Here is a 14,931-nt window from a genome sequence, read left to right on the forward strand (position 1 = left end):
GTCCAGCCTATCGCGGGACGGGGCCGGTCGCGCCGGGCCCGTGCGGGGTGGACGGCGGTGATCTTTCGTACACTCGCGGTGTGGAAGCAGTCGTCGAATTGATGTCGCGCACCGGATGTTCGGCGTGTGCCCGCGCCGAAGAGGAACTGCGGGGGATCCTGGCCGACTACGGGCTGGCGATGCAGGTGATCGACGTCGATCGACGTGCACGGGAGGGCGACCCGCTGCCGCGCGCCGAGTACGGCGACCGGCTCCCGGTGGTCGTCCTGAACGGCGTCGAGCACAGTTACTGGGAAGTCGACGAGGGCCGTCTGCGTGCCGACCTGGAGGCCCTGCGGTAGCGGCCGCGGTGTGCGTGCGAGCGTGCATTTGCCTGTGCGCTTGATCTAGCCTGAAAACTGTATGTCCACTCGGCCGACCGGGCCGGGGCTGGAAAGAGGAGCGAGCACCGGCGGGTGGTCGGCGGGCATCGAGGTGTCTCCGGCGACGGCGGGTGGGAGGCGTGTCACTGTGAGTGTCTTGTTGTTCGGCGTGTCCCATCGGAGTGCTCCGGTATCGGTCCTCGAACGACTCGCCGTCTCCGACTTCGACCGCCCGAAGCTGGTCGACGCGCTGTTGTCCTCACGCACCGTCTCGGAGGCCATGCTGGTCTCCACCTGCAACCGAGTCGAGATCTACGCCGTCGTGGACGCTTTTCACCCCGCCCTCGAAGCCGTCGGCAGGGTGATCGGAGACCACAGCGGGCTCTCGGTCGCCGAACTCACCGACCACGCCTATGTGCGGTACTCGGAGGCGGCGGTGGAGCATCTGTTCACCGTGGCCGCGGGTCTTGACTCGATGGTGGTCGGCGAACAGCAGATCCTCGGGCAGATCCGGTCCGCGTACTCCGACGCCGATGACAACCAGTCGGCGGGCAGCACGCTGCACGAGCTGGCGCAGAAGGCGCTCCGGGTCGGCAAACGCGTCCACACGGAGACCGGCATCGACCGCGCAGGCGCCTCGGTGGTCTCGGTGGCCATCCATCGCGCCAAAGCCATCCGGGGCGATCAGGCGCCGATCCGCCGAGCCGTCGTTCTCGGTGCCGGCGCCATGGGGTCGCTGGCGACGAGCCGGCTGGCCGGCGACGGCGTCACCGACATCACCGTCGTCAACCGCACCGCGGCGCGCGCGGACGAGGTCGCCGCGACGGTGGCGGAGAAGTACGGGATCACCGCGCGCGGAGCCACTTTCGACGACATCGCGACGGTGATGGCCGACGCCGACATCGTCGTCACCTGTACCGGTTCGGTGGCCGCGGTGGTCCAGGTGGGCGACGTGCACTCCGCGCTGACTCGACGGACCAACGTGGCACCGCTGATGATCTGCGACCTCGGTCTCCCGCGCGACGTGGATCCAGCCGCGGGCCGGCTGCCCGGCGTGCACATCGTCGACATCGAGGGTCTGCGCGGCGACGACCAGACCCGCGCGGCCGAAGCCGATGCGCTCGCGGCCCGCTCCATCGTCGCGGGCGAGCTGGCCGAGTACCTCGCGGTGCAGCGTCAGGCGGAGGTCACCCCCACCGTCGCCGCACTCCGTCAGCGGGCCGCGGACGTGGTGGAGGCGGAGATCCTGCGACTCCAGAGCCGGTTGCCGGACCTCGACAGTGGCCAGCGCGACGAGGTGGCCAAAGCGGTGCGCCGCGTGGCGGACAAACTGCTGCACGCCCCGACCGTTCGGGTCAAGCAACTCGCGTCGTCCGGTCGCGGTGACCACTACGCGGAGGCACTCCGCGAACTGTTCGAACTCAAGCCCGGGGCGGCCGAGTCCGTCGCGGCTTCCGAGTCGGGCATCGACGAACTGCGCTGACCGCTCCGGTCGGCGCAGGCATCACCACATCCAGCAGAACAGGACGAGTCAATCGTGCAGGATTCCGCCAGCCGGACCATTCGCATCGGGACCCGCGGGTCGCTGTTGGCGACCACGCAGGCGCAGGACATCGCCGACCGGCTCACGGCGGCCGGGCACCCCGCGGAGCTGAAGATCATCAGCACCGCGGGCGATACGTCGACCGCGCCGGTGGCGCAGATCGGCGTCGGCGTCTTCACCACCGCGATCCGGCTGGCGTTGCGCGCCGGCGAATGCGACGTCGCGATCCACTCGTACAAGGATCTGCCCACCGCGCCCGAGGACGATCTCGCCATGGGTGCGGTGCCGACTCGGGTGGATCCCCGAGACGCGCTGGTCAGCCGTGGTGGCATGGTGCTCGGTGAGCTGCCGAGCGGCTCGGTGATCGGCACCTCGTCGCCCCGACGTGCCGCGCAGCTTAGAGCACTGGGTCTCGGTTTGGAAATTCGCCCCCTAAGAGGCAACCTTGATTCTCGGTTGGGCAGAGTCGCGAGCGGTGAGCTGGACGCGATTGTGGTAGCCCGAGCCGGGCTGGTGCGGATCGGCAAGGCCGATGTCGTCACCGAGGCACTTGACCCCTTGGTCATGCTGCCGGCACCGGCACAGGGCGCCCTGGCTGTGGAATGTCGTTCCGACGATGCCGAACTGGTGAGAATTCTCGCCGAGTTGGACGATCCGTCCACCCGCGCAGCGGTCGACGCCGAGCGTGCGGTACTCGCGGCCCTGGAGGCCGGGTGCACCGCGCCGGTCGGTGCGCTTGCCGAGGTGGTCGAATCGATCGACGACGATGGGCGCATCTTCGCCGAACTGTCGCTCCGTGCGGTGGTGGCGGCCGAAGACGGATCCGAAGTGATCCGGGCTTCGGTGGTGGGCCCGGTCGATCGGGCCGCACAACTCGGCAAGGACCTCGCCGCCGAACTGCTCGAGCTCGGTGCCGCCGCACTGGTCCCCAAGGGGGACTAGCCCGCGGCCACGCCGAACCCGCGCAGTAGGAGAACCTTTATCCCGCCGTGGCGGGGTAGGAACGAACTGCAGCCCCGGGGGCGGGGCAGGAGAGTGCGAACGCATGAGCCGTACGAAGAATGCTAATCCCGGCCGGATCCTGTTCGTGGGGTCGGGTCCCGGAAATCCGGATCTGCTTACCGTGCGAGCGCAAAACGTCCTGGTGAACGCGACCTCCGCGTACGTCGATCCCGACGTGCCCGCCGGTGTGCTCGCGGTGATCGGTTCGGCGCACGCCGTGGCCGAGCCCGCGCCGACCAGGGCCGGCCGCAAGGCCGCCGCCGAGCAGGCGTCCGAGGCGCCCGAGGTGACCAAGCCCGCGCTCGGTGATCCCGCGCAGGTCGCCAAGACGCTCGTCGCCGAGGCCAAGACCGGAGTCAACGTCGTTCGCGTGGTCGCGGGCGACCCGATGAGCTCCGACGCCGTTCTCGCCGAGGTCACCGCCGTGGCCCGGACCAGCGTGCCCTTCGAGGTGCTGCCGGGCATTCCGGCGGCCTCCGCCGTCCCGAGCTTCGCCGGCATGCCGCTGGGATCGGGTCACACCGTCGCCGACGTGCGCGGCGACGTCGACTGGGCGGCTCTGGCCGCGGCACCCGGCCCGCTGATCCTGCACGCCACCTCTGGCCACCTCGCCGAACTCGCCAGCGCGCTGACCGAGCACGGTCTCGCGCCGCAGACACCGGTCGCGATCACCGTGAACGGCACCACCTGCGCGCAGCGGACCATCGAGGCGACGCTGGCGACCCTCAACGAGAACGGCAACGCTCTCAACGGCCCCCTGGTGGTCACCGTCGGAAAGATCGTGACCCAGCGGGGCAAGTTCTCGTGGTGGGAGTCGCGGGCGCTGTACGGCTGGACGGTCCTGGTGCCGCGCACCAAGGACCAGGCGGTCGACATGAGCGATCGACTCGTCTCGCACGGAGCCATCCCCAAGGAGGTGCCGACCATCGCGGTGGAGCCGCCGCGCAGCCCGGCGCAGATGGAGCGCGCGGTGAAGGGCCTGGTGGACGGCCGGTACCAGTGGGTCGTGTTCACCTCCACCAACGCTGTTCGCGCCGTCTGGGAGAAGTTCGCCGAGTTCGGTCTGGACGCGCGCGCCTTCTCCGGTGTGAAGATCGCCTGCGTCGGAGAGGGGACCGCGGCGAAGGTCCGCTCGTTCGGTGTGGAGCCGGAACTGCTGCCGACCGGCGAGCAGAGTTCGCTCGGCCTGCTCGAGGTGTTCCCGCCTTACGACGAGGTCTTCGACCCGGTGGACCGCATCCTGCTTCCGCGTGCCGACATCGCCACCGAGACGCTCTCGGAGGGCCTGCGCGATCGCGGTTGGGAGATCGACGACGTGACCGCGTACCGCACCGTGCGCGCCGCACCGCCGCCCGCCGAGACGCGCGAGATGATCAAGACCGGCGGCTTCGACGCGGTCTGCTTCACCTCGAGCTCCACCGTCCGGAACCTGGTCGGCATCGCGGGCAAGCCGCACGCACGGACCATCGTCGCGTGCATCGGTCCCAAGACGGCCGAGACGGCGGTCGAGTTCGGTCTGCGCGTGGACGTGCAGCCCGAGACGGCGTCGATCGTCGATCTGGTCGACGCGCTGGCCGCACACGCCGCACAGCTGCGTGCCGAGGGGGCGCTGCCTCCGCCGCGCAAGAAGTCCCGACGTTCGCGGTCGTGAGGTGAGCTAGCGAGATGACCGGGCCGTTCATCCGCCCGCGCCGGCTGCGGCAGACCCCCGCCATGCGGCGGCTGGTCGCCGAGACCCGGCTGCATCCGTCCCAGCTGGTGCTCCCGATGTTCGTCGCCGACGGCATCGACGAGCCCCGGCCCATCTCCTCGATGCCCGGCGTGGTGCAACACACCGTCGACTCGCTGCGCGCCGCGGCGCACGACGCGGTCGACGCGGGAGTCGGTGGACTCATGCTGTTCGGGGTACCGCGAGCCGAGGACAAGGATGCGACCGGTTCGGCCGGCGACCGCCCCGACGGAGTGCTGAACCGCGGGCTCGAGGCCCTGCGGGCGGACTTCGGCGACGAGACCGTCCTGATGGCCGACACCTGTCTGGACGAGTTCACCGATCACGGACACTGCGGGGTGCTGACCGAGAGCGGTGACGTCGACAACGACGCCACCCTGCGCCGATACGAGTCGCTCGCCGTCGCGCAGGCGCGGGCCGGTGCGCACGTGGTGGGGCCGAGCGGGATGATGGACGGCCAGGTGGCCGCGATCCGCGACGCTCTCGACGCCGAGGGCTTCATCGACACGACCATTCTCGCGTACACAGCCAAGTACGCTTCGGCGTTCTACGGGCCGTTCCGGGAGGCCGTCGATTCATCACTCGTCGGCGACCGCCGCACATATCAGCAGGATCCGGCGAACCGGCTGGAGTCCGCGCGCGAACTGCTCGCCGACCTCGAAGAGGGCGCCGACATGGTGATGGTCAAACCCGCCATGAGCTACCTCGACATCGTCCGGGACGTCGCCGACCGGACCGACGCGCCCGTCGCCGCGTACCAGGTCAGCGGTGAGTACGCGATGATCGCCGCGGCCGCCGAGCGCGGCTGGATCGACTTCGACGCGGCCATCGACGAATCGGTGCTGTCGATCGCCCGCGCCGGTGCGTCGATCGTGCTGACGTACGCCGCGCCCGAGGTGGCGCGTCGACTCGCCCGCCGGTGATTAGGCTGGAGTCATGACCGCTCCTGGACTGCCGACTGCGGACCCGACCGCGCCACCGCGACGACCGGAGACGATCCGGCTGGCGGTGCAGCTGTGGGTGGCTGTGATCGTCTTCCAGATCGTCGCCGTCGCGTCGCGATTCAACGTCCTCAAGGCAAGCTACGAGAAGCAGGCCCGAGAACTCAGCGACCGGATGAACGAGCCGTCGCTGACCGAGAACATGGGCGTGACCGTGCTCGTCGGGATCGTGGTCATCGTGGTACTGCTGACCGCCGTCGCCGCGCTGTTGATGTGGTTCACCTACTCCGGCCGGACCTGGGCCCGACTGCTCCTCGGCTGGGTGAGCGCGTTCCTGACCGTCGAACTGGTCTTCGCGGTGATCGGTCTGTTCGTCGACACCCAGGGCGGTTCGGATCTGCCGGAGGCACCCGCGTGGGGAATGGTTCCGACCATTCTCGGCGGTGTCTGCGCCGTGGGCGCCCTCGCTGCGCTGATGCACCGCGACAGTGCGGCGTTCTGCCGTGAGGTCGCTGCATACCGTTCCCGCAACCGGCAGAATGGCGCCCGATGATTGACATTCCTTCTCGACGGAGGCCGGAGCGGCCCGATCCCAAGGATCGGCCGGCGCTGGTGGTGTGGGCCCTGCGCCTGTGGATGATCTCGGGTGCCCTGCTGATCGCGCTGGGCGTGCTGGGAGTGATCGCCGACGCGATCAAGCTCGGTTTCGATTTCGGGGTCCTGGCGATCGACGTGCTGGTGATGCTGCTCGGCCTCGCCTACTTCCTGCTGGGCGCCAAGACCTATCGGGGAGCGGTGCAGTGGCGGTCGTCGCTGTCGGCTCTGACGTGCGTGGTGGTCGCGATGCTCCTGCCGTTGACCATCGGCTTCCAGAGCGGTGGTCTGGCCCTGGTGCTGGCATCGGCGGTGGTGGGTCTGTTCGGCTCGGTGCTCGCGTACCGTCCGCAGGCCGACCGTTGGTTCAAATGTCGACTCGGTGACTGCCCCGAGCCCGATTCACCCGAGTCCGCTCCCTCCGCGCCCGATTCGCCCGGAGACGGTCGTCCCGGTGAGTGAGGACGCCGCACCGGACCGGAGCGAGGACCACCGGGAGCCGGGCGCCACGCTGCTCCGCGAGCCCGGCGGCAGTTGGTGGGTGGTCGCGATCGGGCCGGTGCTGATCGTCGCGACCCTCGTCATGGAGATCCTGGGCAAGGGACGCATCCACTGGGAGGTGCTCACCATCTTCGGTGTGGTCCTCGTCGGTTTCTCCCTGCTCCAGGTGGTCGCGGCGCGACAGCACGTGTCGATGCACCTGACCGAGACCACCCTTCGCGAGGGCACGGAGACCATCGACATCGCCGACATCGTCAAGATCTTCCCGGAGAACAACGGCGTAGAGCCGCAGGACTGGGAGAGCGCGCCGGCGCTCGGCGAACTGCACGCCGTGCCGCGCCGCCGGAAGGGGATCGGCCTGCGGCTGGCAGACGGCCGGCTGGTCCAGGCCTGGGCCCGCGACGTCGACCGTCTGCGAACCGAACTGACCGAGGCTCATCTGGCCGTCAAGATGGGTCTGCCACCGAAGGGGAACCGGTAACTCTTGGCTGTGACACCGACGCTGCGGGGAGCGCTGGTATCGGCATCGGTGGCCGTGGTGGCGCTCGTCGCCGTCGTCGCCGGTGCCGTGTGGATGATCGATGCGACGCCCCATGACCATCCCGAGCCGGCAGCGCCTGCGATGCGCCCCGCACTCGTGCATCTGGGCGACAGCTACGCCTCCGGTGCGGGCACGTCGCCGCTGGTGGAGGATTCCCCGCTGATGTGCCAGCGGTCGGCGGTCAACTTCGGCGAGACGGTCGGGCGGATGCGCGGCCTGAAGGTCACCGACGTCTCGTGCGCGGGCGCGACCACCGACGATCTGAGCGCCTCGCAGTACGACGGGGTGGCTCCGCAACTCGACGCACTGGGACCGGACACCGCATACGTGACGGTGATGATCGGAGGCAACGACTCCGCCCTGTTCACCACGCTGGTGGGCGAATGCACCCGGCTGGCCCAGGACGATCCCACCGGAGCACCGTGCCGGAGCGCGCTCGGCAGGCGACCGTTCCGAGAGATCTCGGCCGGGACCGGACCGGCCGTCGCGGCAGGTCTGCGGGAGATCCGCAGCAGGGCGCCCCGGGCGGAGGTCTTCATCGTCGGCTATCCGTGGTTGATGCCGGAGAAGACCACCTGCCGGCCGGCCGTCGGTATCGCCGACGGCGACGCCGAGTACGTCCACCGGGTCGAGGCCGCGCTGAACGGCGCGATCGCCACGGCCGCGCGGGAGACCGGTGCGACGTACATCGACATGGCCGCCCGTTCGATCGGTCACGAGGCGTGCAGCCCGCGGGGCATGCGATGGATCGAGCCGCAGATCGGCGCCGATTCGCCGATCGTCATGCATCCCAATGAAGCCGGTCAGCGCGCGATCGCGGATGCCGTCGCGCAGCACATCCGCTAGCGCGGCGTGCCTGAGGCCCCTTTAGCGCACCAACCTGGGAATATGCTCAGAACCGGCACTGCGGTGTGACGGAGTAGGCAGCGATTGGGCCGAGCGGCTCTGATTTGGAACACTGGAGGCCATGGCCGCACCTCTCGACGATCCCGTGCAGAACACCGCCGTCAGCGCACAACTGTTCAAACGGGCGTCGCAGGCGGTTCCCGGAGGAGTGAACTCGCCGGTCCGCGCCTTTTCGTCGGTCGGCGGCGATCCGCGTTTCATCACGCGAGCGCAGGGCTGGAAGCTCACCGACGCCGACGGGAACGACTACGTCGACCTCATCTGCTCGTGGGGACCGATGATCCTGGGTCACGCGCATCCGGCGGTCGTCGAGGCGGTGCGAGAGGCCGCCCGGACGGGTCTGTCGTTCGGCGCGCCGACCGTCGGTGAGATCGAGTTGGCGGAGGAGATCATCGACCGAGTCGATCCGGTCGCGCGCGTCCGGCTGGTCAACTCCGGCACCGAGGCGACGATGTCCGCGGTCCGGCTGGCGCGCGGGTTCACCGGCCGCGCCAAGATCGTCAAATTCGCCGGCTGCTACCACGGGCATGTCGACGCCCTGCTGGCCGACGCCGGCTCGGGTGTCGCCACGCTCGGCCTGCCGACCTCGCCGGGCGTCACCGGAGCCGCCGCGCACGACACGCTCGTCCTGCCGTACAACGATCTCGCCGCCGTGGAACGGGCGTTCGCCGAGCACGGTCCCGACATCGCCGCCGTCATCACCGAGGCCGCCGCTGGCAACATGGGCGCCGTCGCGCCGGTCGCCGGGTTCAACGAAGGGCTGCGGCGCGTGACCGCCGACAACGGCGCGCTGCTCATCATGGACGAGGTGATGACCGGCTTCCGCGTGAGCCCGGCCGGTCACTACGGTCTCGACGGTGTGGCCGCCGACCTCTACACCTTCGGCAAGGTGATGAGCGGAGGGCTGCCCGCTGCCGCGTTCGGCGGTCGGTCGGAGGTGATGGACCACCTGGCTCCCATCGGCCCCGTGTACCAGGCTGGGACGTTGTCCGGCAACCCGGTGGCGGTCGCCGCCGGTCTCGCCACCCTGCGCAATGCGACCGCCGATGTGTACGCCGCACTCGACGCCAACGCCGACCGTCTCGCGACGATGATCGGCGACGCCCTCACCGAGGCGGGCGTGGCGCACCGGGTCCAGAAGGCCGGGAACCTGTTCAGCGTCTTCTTCACCGATCCCGACGACCCGGCCGATACGCCGATCGTCGATTACGACGGCGTCAAGGCCACCCAGACCTGGCGCTTCGCACCGTTCTTCCACGCATTGCTCGCGCGCGGCGTCTACCCGCCGCCGAGTGCCTTCGAAGCGTGGTTCGTATCCGCAGCGCTCGACGACGAGGCCTTCTCGATCATCGCCGATGCACTGCCGGCCGCCGCGGCTGCCGCGGCCGCCGCGAGCAATCCCGGGGAGGGAGTCCGATGAAGACGATCGTCCACCTGATGCGCCACGGCGAGGTGCACAATCCCGAGGGCATCCTCTACGGCCGTCTCCCCGGCTACCGGCTGTCGGACACGGGCCGGGCCCAGGCTCAGCTGGTGGCCGATACGCTGGCCGACCATGACATCACCCATGTCTTCGCGTCGCCTCTGCAGCGGGCGCAGGAGACGGCGACGCCGATCGCGAAGGCTCACGGCCTCGAGATCACGACGGTCACCGATCTGATCGAGGCAGACAATCAGTTCGAGGGTCTGAAGGTCTCGGTCGGCGACGGCGCGCTCAGCAAGCCACGGCACTGGCTCAAGCTGCGGGACCCGTTCACCCCGTCGTGGGGTGAGCCGTACATCCAGATCGCACACCGCATGCTGGCCGCGGCCAGCACGGCGCGTGACGCGGCGCGCGGACACGAGGCGATCTGTGTGAGCCACCAGCTGCCCGTGTACACGCTGCGCCGCTTCCTCGAAGGCCAGCGCCTCTGGCACGACCCGCGGGTGCGGCAGTGCTCCCTGGCCTCGCTGACCACGCTCATCTACGACGACGACGCCCTGGTCGACATCGTCTACTCGGAGCCGGCCGGCGAATCGGACCCCCGGGTCACGGGAGCATGACCGGCGGTCGGGCGAGGCCGGGCCGGCGGACCGCCGCCGCACTGTGCGCGGTCATCGCCGCGGCGGGCCTTCTCGCGGGATGCAGCACCGGCGACGACGCGGTCGCGACGGAGAACGGCAATCAGTTCGTCTCTCCGGGCGGTAAGACCGTCATCGAGTACGACCAGGGTTCGCGCCGTGACATCGGCGATGTCAGCGGCGAGGATCTGACGGGCGACGGCACCGTGAAGTTCTCGGACTTCAAGGACAAGGTGATGGTCGTCAACGTCTGGGCGTCCTGGTGCCCGCCGTGCCGTACCGAGTTCCGCGACTTGGAGAAGGTGTACGACGAGACCAAGGACCGCGGTGTTCAGTTCGTCGGCATCAACTTCCGGGACTCACGGTCGAGCGCGCAGGACTTCGTGACCGATCGCAAGGTCCCGTACCCCTCGATCTACGACTACGGCGGCGCCAGCCTGGCCGCGCTCGGCGTCCCGGTGGGAGTGGTGCCGACGACGGTGATCCTGGACCGGCAGCACCGCCCGGCCAAGGTCTATCTGCGTGCGATCACCGAGGACGAACTGCGTGATGCGGTCGTCAAGGTGGCCGAGGAAGGTCCGGCGCCGCAATGACCGAGACTCACCTGGCCGATCTGGGCGCCTCCTTCGCCGGAACGGTCACCAGCGGCCCGCTGCTGCTCGCGCTCGGGGTGTGCATTCTGGTCGGCCTGATCTCGTTCGCCTCTCCGTGCGTGGTGCCGCTGGTCCCCGGATACCTCTCGTACCTCGCCGGGCTGGTCGGCGCCGAGGCCCCGGCGGTGAGGGCCGACGAGGACCGCAAGGCTGGACGCTGGCGCGTGGTGGGGGCGGCCGGGCTCTTCGTCCTCGGCTTCACCATCGTGTACGTGCTGGCCACCGCTGCGCTCTTCGGCGTCACCTCGGTGTTCCTGGACACCGGCCGGCTGCAGCTGATGCAGCGCATCGGCGGTGTGTTCACCATCGTCATGGGCCTGGTGTTCATCGGCATGATCCCGTTCCTGCAGCGTGACAAGCGGATGACGCCGCGCCGCTACTCCGGCGTCATCGGCGCCCCGATCCTCGGCGCGGTGTTCGCGGTCGGCTGGATCCCGTGCAGCAGTGCGACGCTCGGCGCCGTGATCGGCGTCGCGATGAGCACCGACGGCAACACCCCGGTCCGCGGTGCGCTGATGGTGGCCGCGTACTGCTTCGGACTCGGCATCCCGTTCATCGTTCTGGCCTTCTCCTCGGCCTGGGCGGTCCGCAGCCTCGGCTTCGTCCGCAGGCACGCGCGGACCATCCAGATCATCGGCGGGGTCCTGCTGATCGTCGTCGGCGTGATGCTGGTGGGCGGCTGGTGGAACGAGTTCGTGGACTGGATCCGGATGTCCCTGATCACTGACGTGGAGCTGCCCGTATGACCCAGCCCGTCCGACCGTCCGTCCTCTCGCGGTTCGTCGTCGCCCCGCTGCGCAAGACCTGGCGCGGACTGACCTCGATGCGTACCGCGCTCGCGCTGCTGTTCCTGCTGGCGCTGGCCGCGATCCCGGGGGCGCTGCTCCCGCAGCGCGACCTCAACGAGCAGAAGACGCTCAAGTACATCGCCGATCACGGCACGCTCGGCACCTGGATGGACCGCCTGCAGCTGTTCGAGGTGTTCTCCTCGGCCTGGTTCACGGCGATCTACCTGCTGCTGTTCATCTCGCTGGTCGGCTGCCTCACGCCGCGCACCTGGGAGCACTACAAGGCGCTGCGGACCCGGCCGGTCAAGGCCCCGCGGAACCTCGCCCGGATGCCCCGGCACATCACCGAGACCGTCGACGGCGAGCCCGCCGAGGTGGCCGATCGGATCACCTCGAATCTGCGCGGCTGGCGGACCGAGGTCCGCACCGTGGAGCCGTCGGCGCGGTACCCGAAGGGTGCGGTGGAGGTCTCCGCGGAGAAGGGCTACCTGCGCGAGTTCGGCAATCTGGTGTTCCATTTCGCGCTGTTGGCGCTGCTGGTCACGATCGCCGTCGGCAAGCTCTTCGGGTACGAGGGCAGCCGAACGCTGGTCGCCGACGGCGACCAGGTGCTCTGCAACACCTCGACCGCCGTATACGACTCGTTCCGGTCCGGATCGATGGTCGACGGGACCGGGCTCAAGCCCTTCTGCATCCGCATCGACCACTTCGAGGCCAAGTTCCTGCCCAGCGGGCAGCCCGACATGTACGACGCCACGATGGCGTACACGACCGATGTGACGGCTCCGCCGAACACTTGGCCGACGACGTCCGTCCAGGTCAACAAGCCGCTGAGGATCGCAGGCGACCGCGTGTACGTGCTCGGCAACGGATTCGCTCCGACGTTCACCGTCACCTTCCCGAACGGCCAGACCAGGACCGAGACCACGCCGTTCATCCCGCAGTCGACGCAGACCATGCTGTCGGAGGGCGCGGTGCGGTTCGACACCCCGGCGGGCCTGTACCCCGACGAGGACGAGCGCCGCAAGCACCAGGTCGCGATCGAGGGGCTGTTCGCCCCCGACGCGGTGTTCCCGCACGCGAACCTGCTCGACTCGGTCTCGCCGGTTCCGAACAAGCCCGCGGTCGCCATTCGCGTGTACCAGGGTGACACCGGACTGGACACCGGCCGTCCGCAGAACGTGTACTCGCTGGACCAGACCCTGATCGATCAGGGCCGGCTCAAGCAGAAGGCGTCGGTGAACCTGTCGCAGGGGGCGGACACCGTTCTCCCCGACGGCACTCGGGTGCGGTTCGACGGCTACCAGCGCTGGGTGTCGGTTCAGGTCTCGCACAATCCGGCGCAGACCGGCGTGCTGATCTCCGCGATCGTGATGGTCGCGGGCCTGGTGGTCTCGCTCATGATCCGGCGCAGGCGTATCTGGGCTCGGATCGTGCCTGGTGCCGACGGCGATGAACGACGTACTGTAGTAGAAGTGGCCGGCCTGGCCAGGACCGACCAGGCGGGTTGGGGCGACGGATTCGAAGAGCAGGCTCGCGGACTGCTCAAGACGGATGCGCCGAAGAACCGGGCCAAGCTCTGATGGCTCCGGTGTGGGATGAGATGAGGAAGCGTTCATGAACGACGACGCCGGCTACGTCAACGAGACACTGGCCCGTTACTCGGACTGGCTCTACGCCACCAGCATCACCGTGTACGTGATCGCCATGCTGATGTTCCTCGGAGCGCTGGCGGCGGCACGGTACGCGAAACTGGACGAACGCCGTGAGGAACTCGTCGGTGCGAGCGTCGGGGGATCCTCGTCCGACGACCGGATGCCCGGACGTGTCGCCGGACCCGCGCCGCGGCGGTCGCTCGGCGATCGGCTCGCCGCCATGGCCTACCCCGTGGTGTGGGTCGGGTTCCTGGCGCACCTCGGATCGATCGTGCTGCGCGGCATGGCGACCGATCGTGCGCCCTGGGGCAACATGTACGAGTTCATCTCGTTGACCTGCGTCGCCTGTGTCGGTGCCGGTCTGGTGGTGCTCCGCCGGAAGGAGTCGCGGCCGCTGCTGAGCTTCGTCCTCATCCCGGTGGTCCTGCTGATGTTCATCGCGGGCCGCTATCTGTACACGCAGGCCGCGCCCGTGGTGCCCGCGCTCAAGTCGTACTGGCTGGCGATCCACGTCTCGATCATCTCGATCTCCTCGGGCGTGCTGCTGGTGGCCGGTGTGGCCAGCATCCTGTACCTGGTGAAGAACCGATGGCCCGCAGTCGGGAGCGAGGCGGACGAGCTCGCCACCGGTGTCGGCGCGTCGCTGCGCCGGCTGCTCGATCATCTGCCGAGCGCCGACGCGCTCGACCGCACCGCGTACAAGTGCACCGTGATCGGATTCCCGCTCTTCGGTCTCGGCATCATCTTCGGTGCCATCTGGGCCGAGGCCGCGTGGGGCCGCTTCTGGGGCTGGGACCCGAAGGAGACGGTGTCGTTCATCGCGTGGGTGATCTACGCGGCCTACCTGCACGCTCGCGCGACGGCCGGATGGCGCAACGCCTCCGCGTGGATCAACGTCGCCGGCTTCGTGGCCCTGCTGTTCAACTTGTTCGCGATCAACCTGGTCGTGTCCGGACTGCACTCCTACGCCGGACTGTAGGAATACTCCGGACTGTAGGAACAGCGCCCGTCAGGATCAGCGTTCGTCGAGCCTGCGCAGGAAGTCCGGGTCGTCGTCCGGTCCGCGGGGGACGCTGGACCGGTCGGAACGACCGGTCTGGTCCTGCATCCGGGACTCGACCAGCCGCCACGACAGGTAGGCGGCGACGATCACGACCAGGACTACGAACAAATACGGCACGACCGCACTACCTCCTGACGCACGACCACTGCGCGCACGCGCGTGGAATCGCTGTCAGCCAGGCTACCGGAGAAAGAGCGATGCCCGGTCCGGGCATCGGCCCGAACCGGGCATCCCGAAGGACGTTCCGGCCTCGCGAGGTCAGGAGCGGTTCAGGAGCTCCACGACGTCGGCCTCGCGGAAACGACGGTGACCGCCCGGGGTGCGAATCGACTTGAGCACGCCGGACGAGGCCCAGCGGGCCACCGTCTTCGGGTTCACGTTGAACATCGCGGCGACCTGACCGGGCGTCAGGTTGTGCTGCGTCGCGAGAGCGGGGGTGATCATCCCGGTGTCGGCGGAGTTGTCGGCGAGTGCAGTCATCAGGTTCTCCTAGTCCTAGCTGGGCTTCGGTCACTGCGTTTCGGTAACACGGGCGCGTACGCCGCTAGACACCACAAGTACACGCATTTGTGCTGGTTGCTCGAACAGTCAG

17 protein-coding genes are annotated in these 14,931 nt (G+C 69.0%); 15 read left to right on the top strand and 2 right to left on the bottom strand.

From position 1 onward, the window contains the following. Positions 1 to 80: 80 nt before the first annotated feature. The 15 genes from Y710_RS03300 to ccsB all read left to right on the top strand — a co-directional run bounded on the left by Y710_RS03300 (position 81) and on the right by ccsB (position 14,255). Entirely contained in the window at positions 81 to 341 is a 261-nt protein-coding gene (locus tag Y710_RS03300) for a glutaredoxin family protein (RefSeq protein ID WP_231649996.1), read from the top strand. A gap of 169 nt (positions 342 to 510) precedes the next feature. Further along, entirely contained in the window at positions 511 to 1,845 is a 1,335-nt protein-coding gene (locus tag Y710_RS03305; protein ID WP_006894303.1) for a glutamyl-tRNA reductase, read from the top strand. Between the two features lie 54 nt (positions 1,846 to 1,899). Beyond that, the gene (gene hemC / locus Y710_RS03310; RefSeq protein ID WP_006894304.1) at positions 1,900 to 2,847 is read left to right on the top strand and encodes a hydroxymethylbilane synthase; all 948 of its coding nucleotides are present in this window, start codon (positions 1,900 to 1,902) and stop codon (positions 2,845 to 2,847) included. A gap of 103 nt (positions 2,848 to 2,950) precedes the next feature. After that, positions 2,951 to 4,558, top strand: a complete 1,608-nt coding sequence (locus Y710_RS03315) for a bifunctional uroporphyrinogen-III C-methyltransferase/uroporphyrinogen-III synthase (RefSeq protein WP_006894305.1) — start codon at positions 2,951 to 2,953, stop codon at positions 4,556 to 4,558. Positions 4,559 to 4,572: 14 nt separating this feature from the next. Then, entirely contained in the window at positions 4,573 to 5,559 is a 987-nt protein-coding gene (hemB, locus tag Y710_RS03320; protein ID WP_006894306.1) for a porphobilinogen synthase, read from the top strand. Positions 5,560 to 5,572: 13 nt separating this feature from the next. Beyond that, the gene (locus Y710_RS03325; RefSeq protein WP_006894307.1) at positions 5,573 to 6,130 is read left to right on the top strand and encodes a hypothetical protein; all 558 of its coding nucleotides are present in this window, start codon (positions 5,573 to 5,575) and stop codon (positions 6,128 to 6,130) included. Beyond that, the gene (locus Y710_RS03330; protein ID WP_006894308.1) at positions 6,127 to 6,633 is read left to right on the top strand and encodes a hypothetical protein; all 507 of its coding nucleotides are present in this window, start codon (positions 6,127 to 6,129) and stop codon (positions 6,631 to 6,633) included. The genes Y710_RS03325 and Y710_RS03330 overlap by 4 nt, the downstream gene beginning before the upstream one ends. Before the next feature lie 49 nt (positions 6,634 to 6,682). Then, positions 6,683 to 7,153, top strand: a complete 471-nt coding sequence (locus Y710_RS03335; protein ID WP_231875663.1) for a DUF3093 domain-containing protein — start codon at positions 6,683 to 6,685, stop codon at positions 7,151 to 7,153. A gap of 9 nt (positions 7,154 to 7,162) precedes the next feature. Next, on the top strand, positions 7,163 to 8,059 hold the full coding sequence (locus tag Y710_RS03340; protein ID WP_231875664.1) for an SGNH/GDSL hydrolase family protein: 897 nt from the start codon (positions 7,163 to 7,165) through the stop codon (positions 8,057 to 8,059). 121 nt (positions 8,060 to 8,180) lie between these two features. After that, positions 8,181 to 9,539 (top strand): glutamate-1-semialdehyde 2,1-aminomutase, encoded by a 1,359-nt coding sequence (gene hemL, locus Y710_RS03345; protein ID WP_006894311.1) that lies wholly within the window; start codon positions 8,181 to 8,183, stop codon positions 9,537 to 9,539. Beyond that, positions 9,536 to 10,162 (top strand): histidine phosphatase family protein, encoded by a 627-nt coding sequence (locus tag Y710_RS03350; RefSeq protein ID WP_006894312.1) that lies wholly within the window; start codon positions 9,536 to 9,538, stop codon positions 10,160 to 10,162. The genes hemL and Y710_RS03350 overlap by 4 nt, the downstream gene beginning before the upstream one ends. Beyond that, on the top strand, positions 10,159 to 10,773 hold the full coding sequence (locus Y710_RS03355; RefSeq protein ID WP_006894313.1) for a TlpA family protein disulfide reductase: 615 nt from the start codon (positions 10,159 to 10,161) through the stop codon (positions 10,771 to 10,773). The genes Y710_RS03350 and Y710_RS03355 overlap by 4 nt, the downstream gene beginning before the upstream one ends. Further along, a complete protein-coding gene (locus Y710_RS03360) occupies positions 10,770 to 11,579 on the top strand; it encodes a cytochrome c biogenesis CcdA family protein (protein ID WP_045539294.1) in 810 nt (269 codons plus the stop codon). The genes Y710_RS03355 and Y710_RS03360 overlap by 4 nt, the downstream gene beginning before the upstream one ends. Then, on the top strand, positions 11,576 to 13,204 hold the full coding sequence (locus Y710_RS03365; RefSeq protein ID WP_062366318.1) for a cytochrome c biogenesis protein ResB: 1,629 nt from the start codon (positions 11,576 to 11,578) through the stop codon (positions 13,202 to 13,204). The genes Y710_RS03360 and Y710_RS03365 overlap by 4 nt, the downstream gene beginning before the upstream one ends. A 34-nt stretch (positions 13,205 to 13,238) precedes the next feature. Beyond that, a complete protein-coding gene (ccsB, locus tag Y710_RS03370) occupies positions 13,239 to 14,255 on the top strand; it encodes a c-type cytochrome biogenesis protein CcsB (protein ID WP_062366320.1) in 1,017 nt (338 codons plus the stop codon). 36 nt (positions 14,256 to 14,291) lie between these two features. On the opposite strand, the gene Y710_RS18880 is transcribed toward ccsB, so the two are convergent. Then, positions 14,292 to 14,456, bottom strand: a complete 165-nt coding sequence (locus Y710_RS18880) for a hypothetical protein (protein WP_006894317.1) — start codon at positions 14,454 to 14,456, stop codon at positions 14,292 to 14,294. A 141-nt stretch (positions 14,457 to 14,597) separates the two neighbouring features. Beyond that, complete coding sequence (locus Y710_RS03375; RefSeq protein ID WP_006894318.1) at positions 14,598 to 14,819, bottom strand: BldC family transcriptional regulator; 222 nt, start codon at positions 14,817 to 14,819, stop codon at positions 14,598 to 14,600. Positions 14,820 to 14,931 lie beyond the last annotated feature (112 nt).

The sequence above is a fragment of the Gordonia sp. QH-12 genome, assembly GCF_001578675.1.
Lineage (GTDB): Bacteria > Actinomycetota > Actinomycetes > Mycobacteriales > Mycobacteriaceae > Gordonia > Gordonia sihwensis.

Coding starts and splice junctions, on each gene's coding strand:
- hemB (WP_006894306.1), top strand. CDS start 4,573: ATGACCGGGCCGTTCATCCGCCCGCGCCGGCTGCGGCAGACCCCCGCC.
- ccsB (WP_062366320.1), top strand. CDS start 13,239: ATGAACGACGACGCCGGCTACGTCAACGAGACACTGGCCCGTTACTCG.
- Y710_RS03350 (WP_006894312.1), top strand. CDS start 9,536: ATGAAGACGATCGTCCACCTGATGCGCCACGGCGAGGTGCACAATCCC.
- Y710_RS03375 (WP_006894318.1), bottom strand. CDS start 14,819: ATGACTGCACTCGCCGACAACTCCGCCGACACCGGGATGATCACCCCC.
- Y710_RS03360 (WP_045539294.1), top strand. CDS start 10,770: ATGACCGAGACTCACCTGGCCGATCTGGGCGCCTCCTTCGCCGGAACG.
- Y710_RS03315 (WP_006894305.1), top strand. CDS start 2,951: ATGAGCCGTACGAAGAATGCTAATCCCGGCCGGATCCTGTTCGTGGGG.
- Y710_RS03325 (WP_006894307.1), top strand. CDS start 5,573: ATGACCGCTCCTGGACTGCCGACTGCGGACCCGACCGCGCCACCGCGA.
- hemL (WP_006894311.1), top strand. CDS start 8,181: ATGGCCGCACCTCTCGACGATCCCGTGCAGAACACCGCCGTCAGCGCA.
- Y710_RS03355 (WP_006894313.1), top strand. CDS start 10,159: ATGACCGGCGGTCGGGCGAGGCCGGGCCGGCGGACCGCCGCCGCACTG.
- Y710_RS03330 (WP_006894308.1), top strand. CDS start 6,127: ATGATTGACATTCCTTCTCGACGGAGGCCGGAGCGGCCCGATCCCAAG.
- Y710_RS03365 (WP_062366318.1), top strand. CDS start 11,576: ATGACCCAGCCCGTCCGACCGTCCGTCCTCTCGCGGTTCGTCGTCGCC.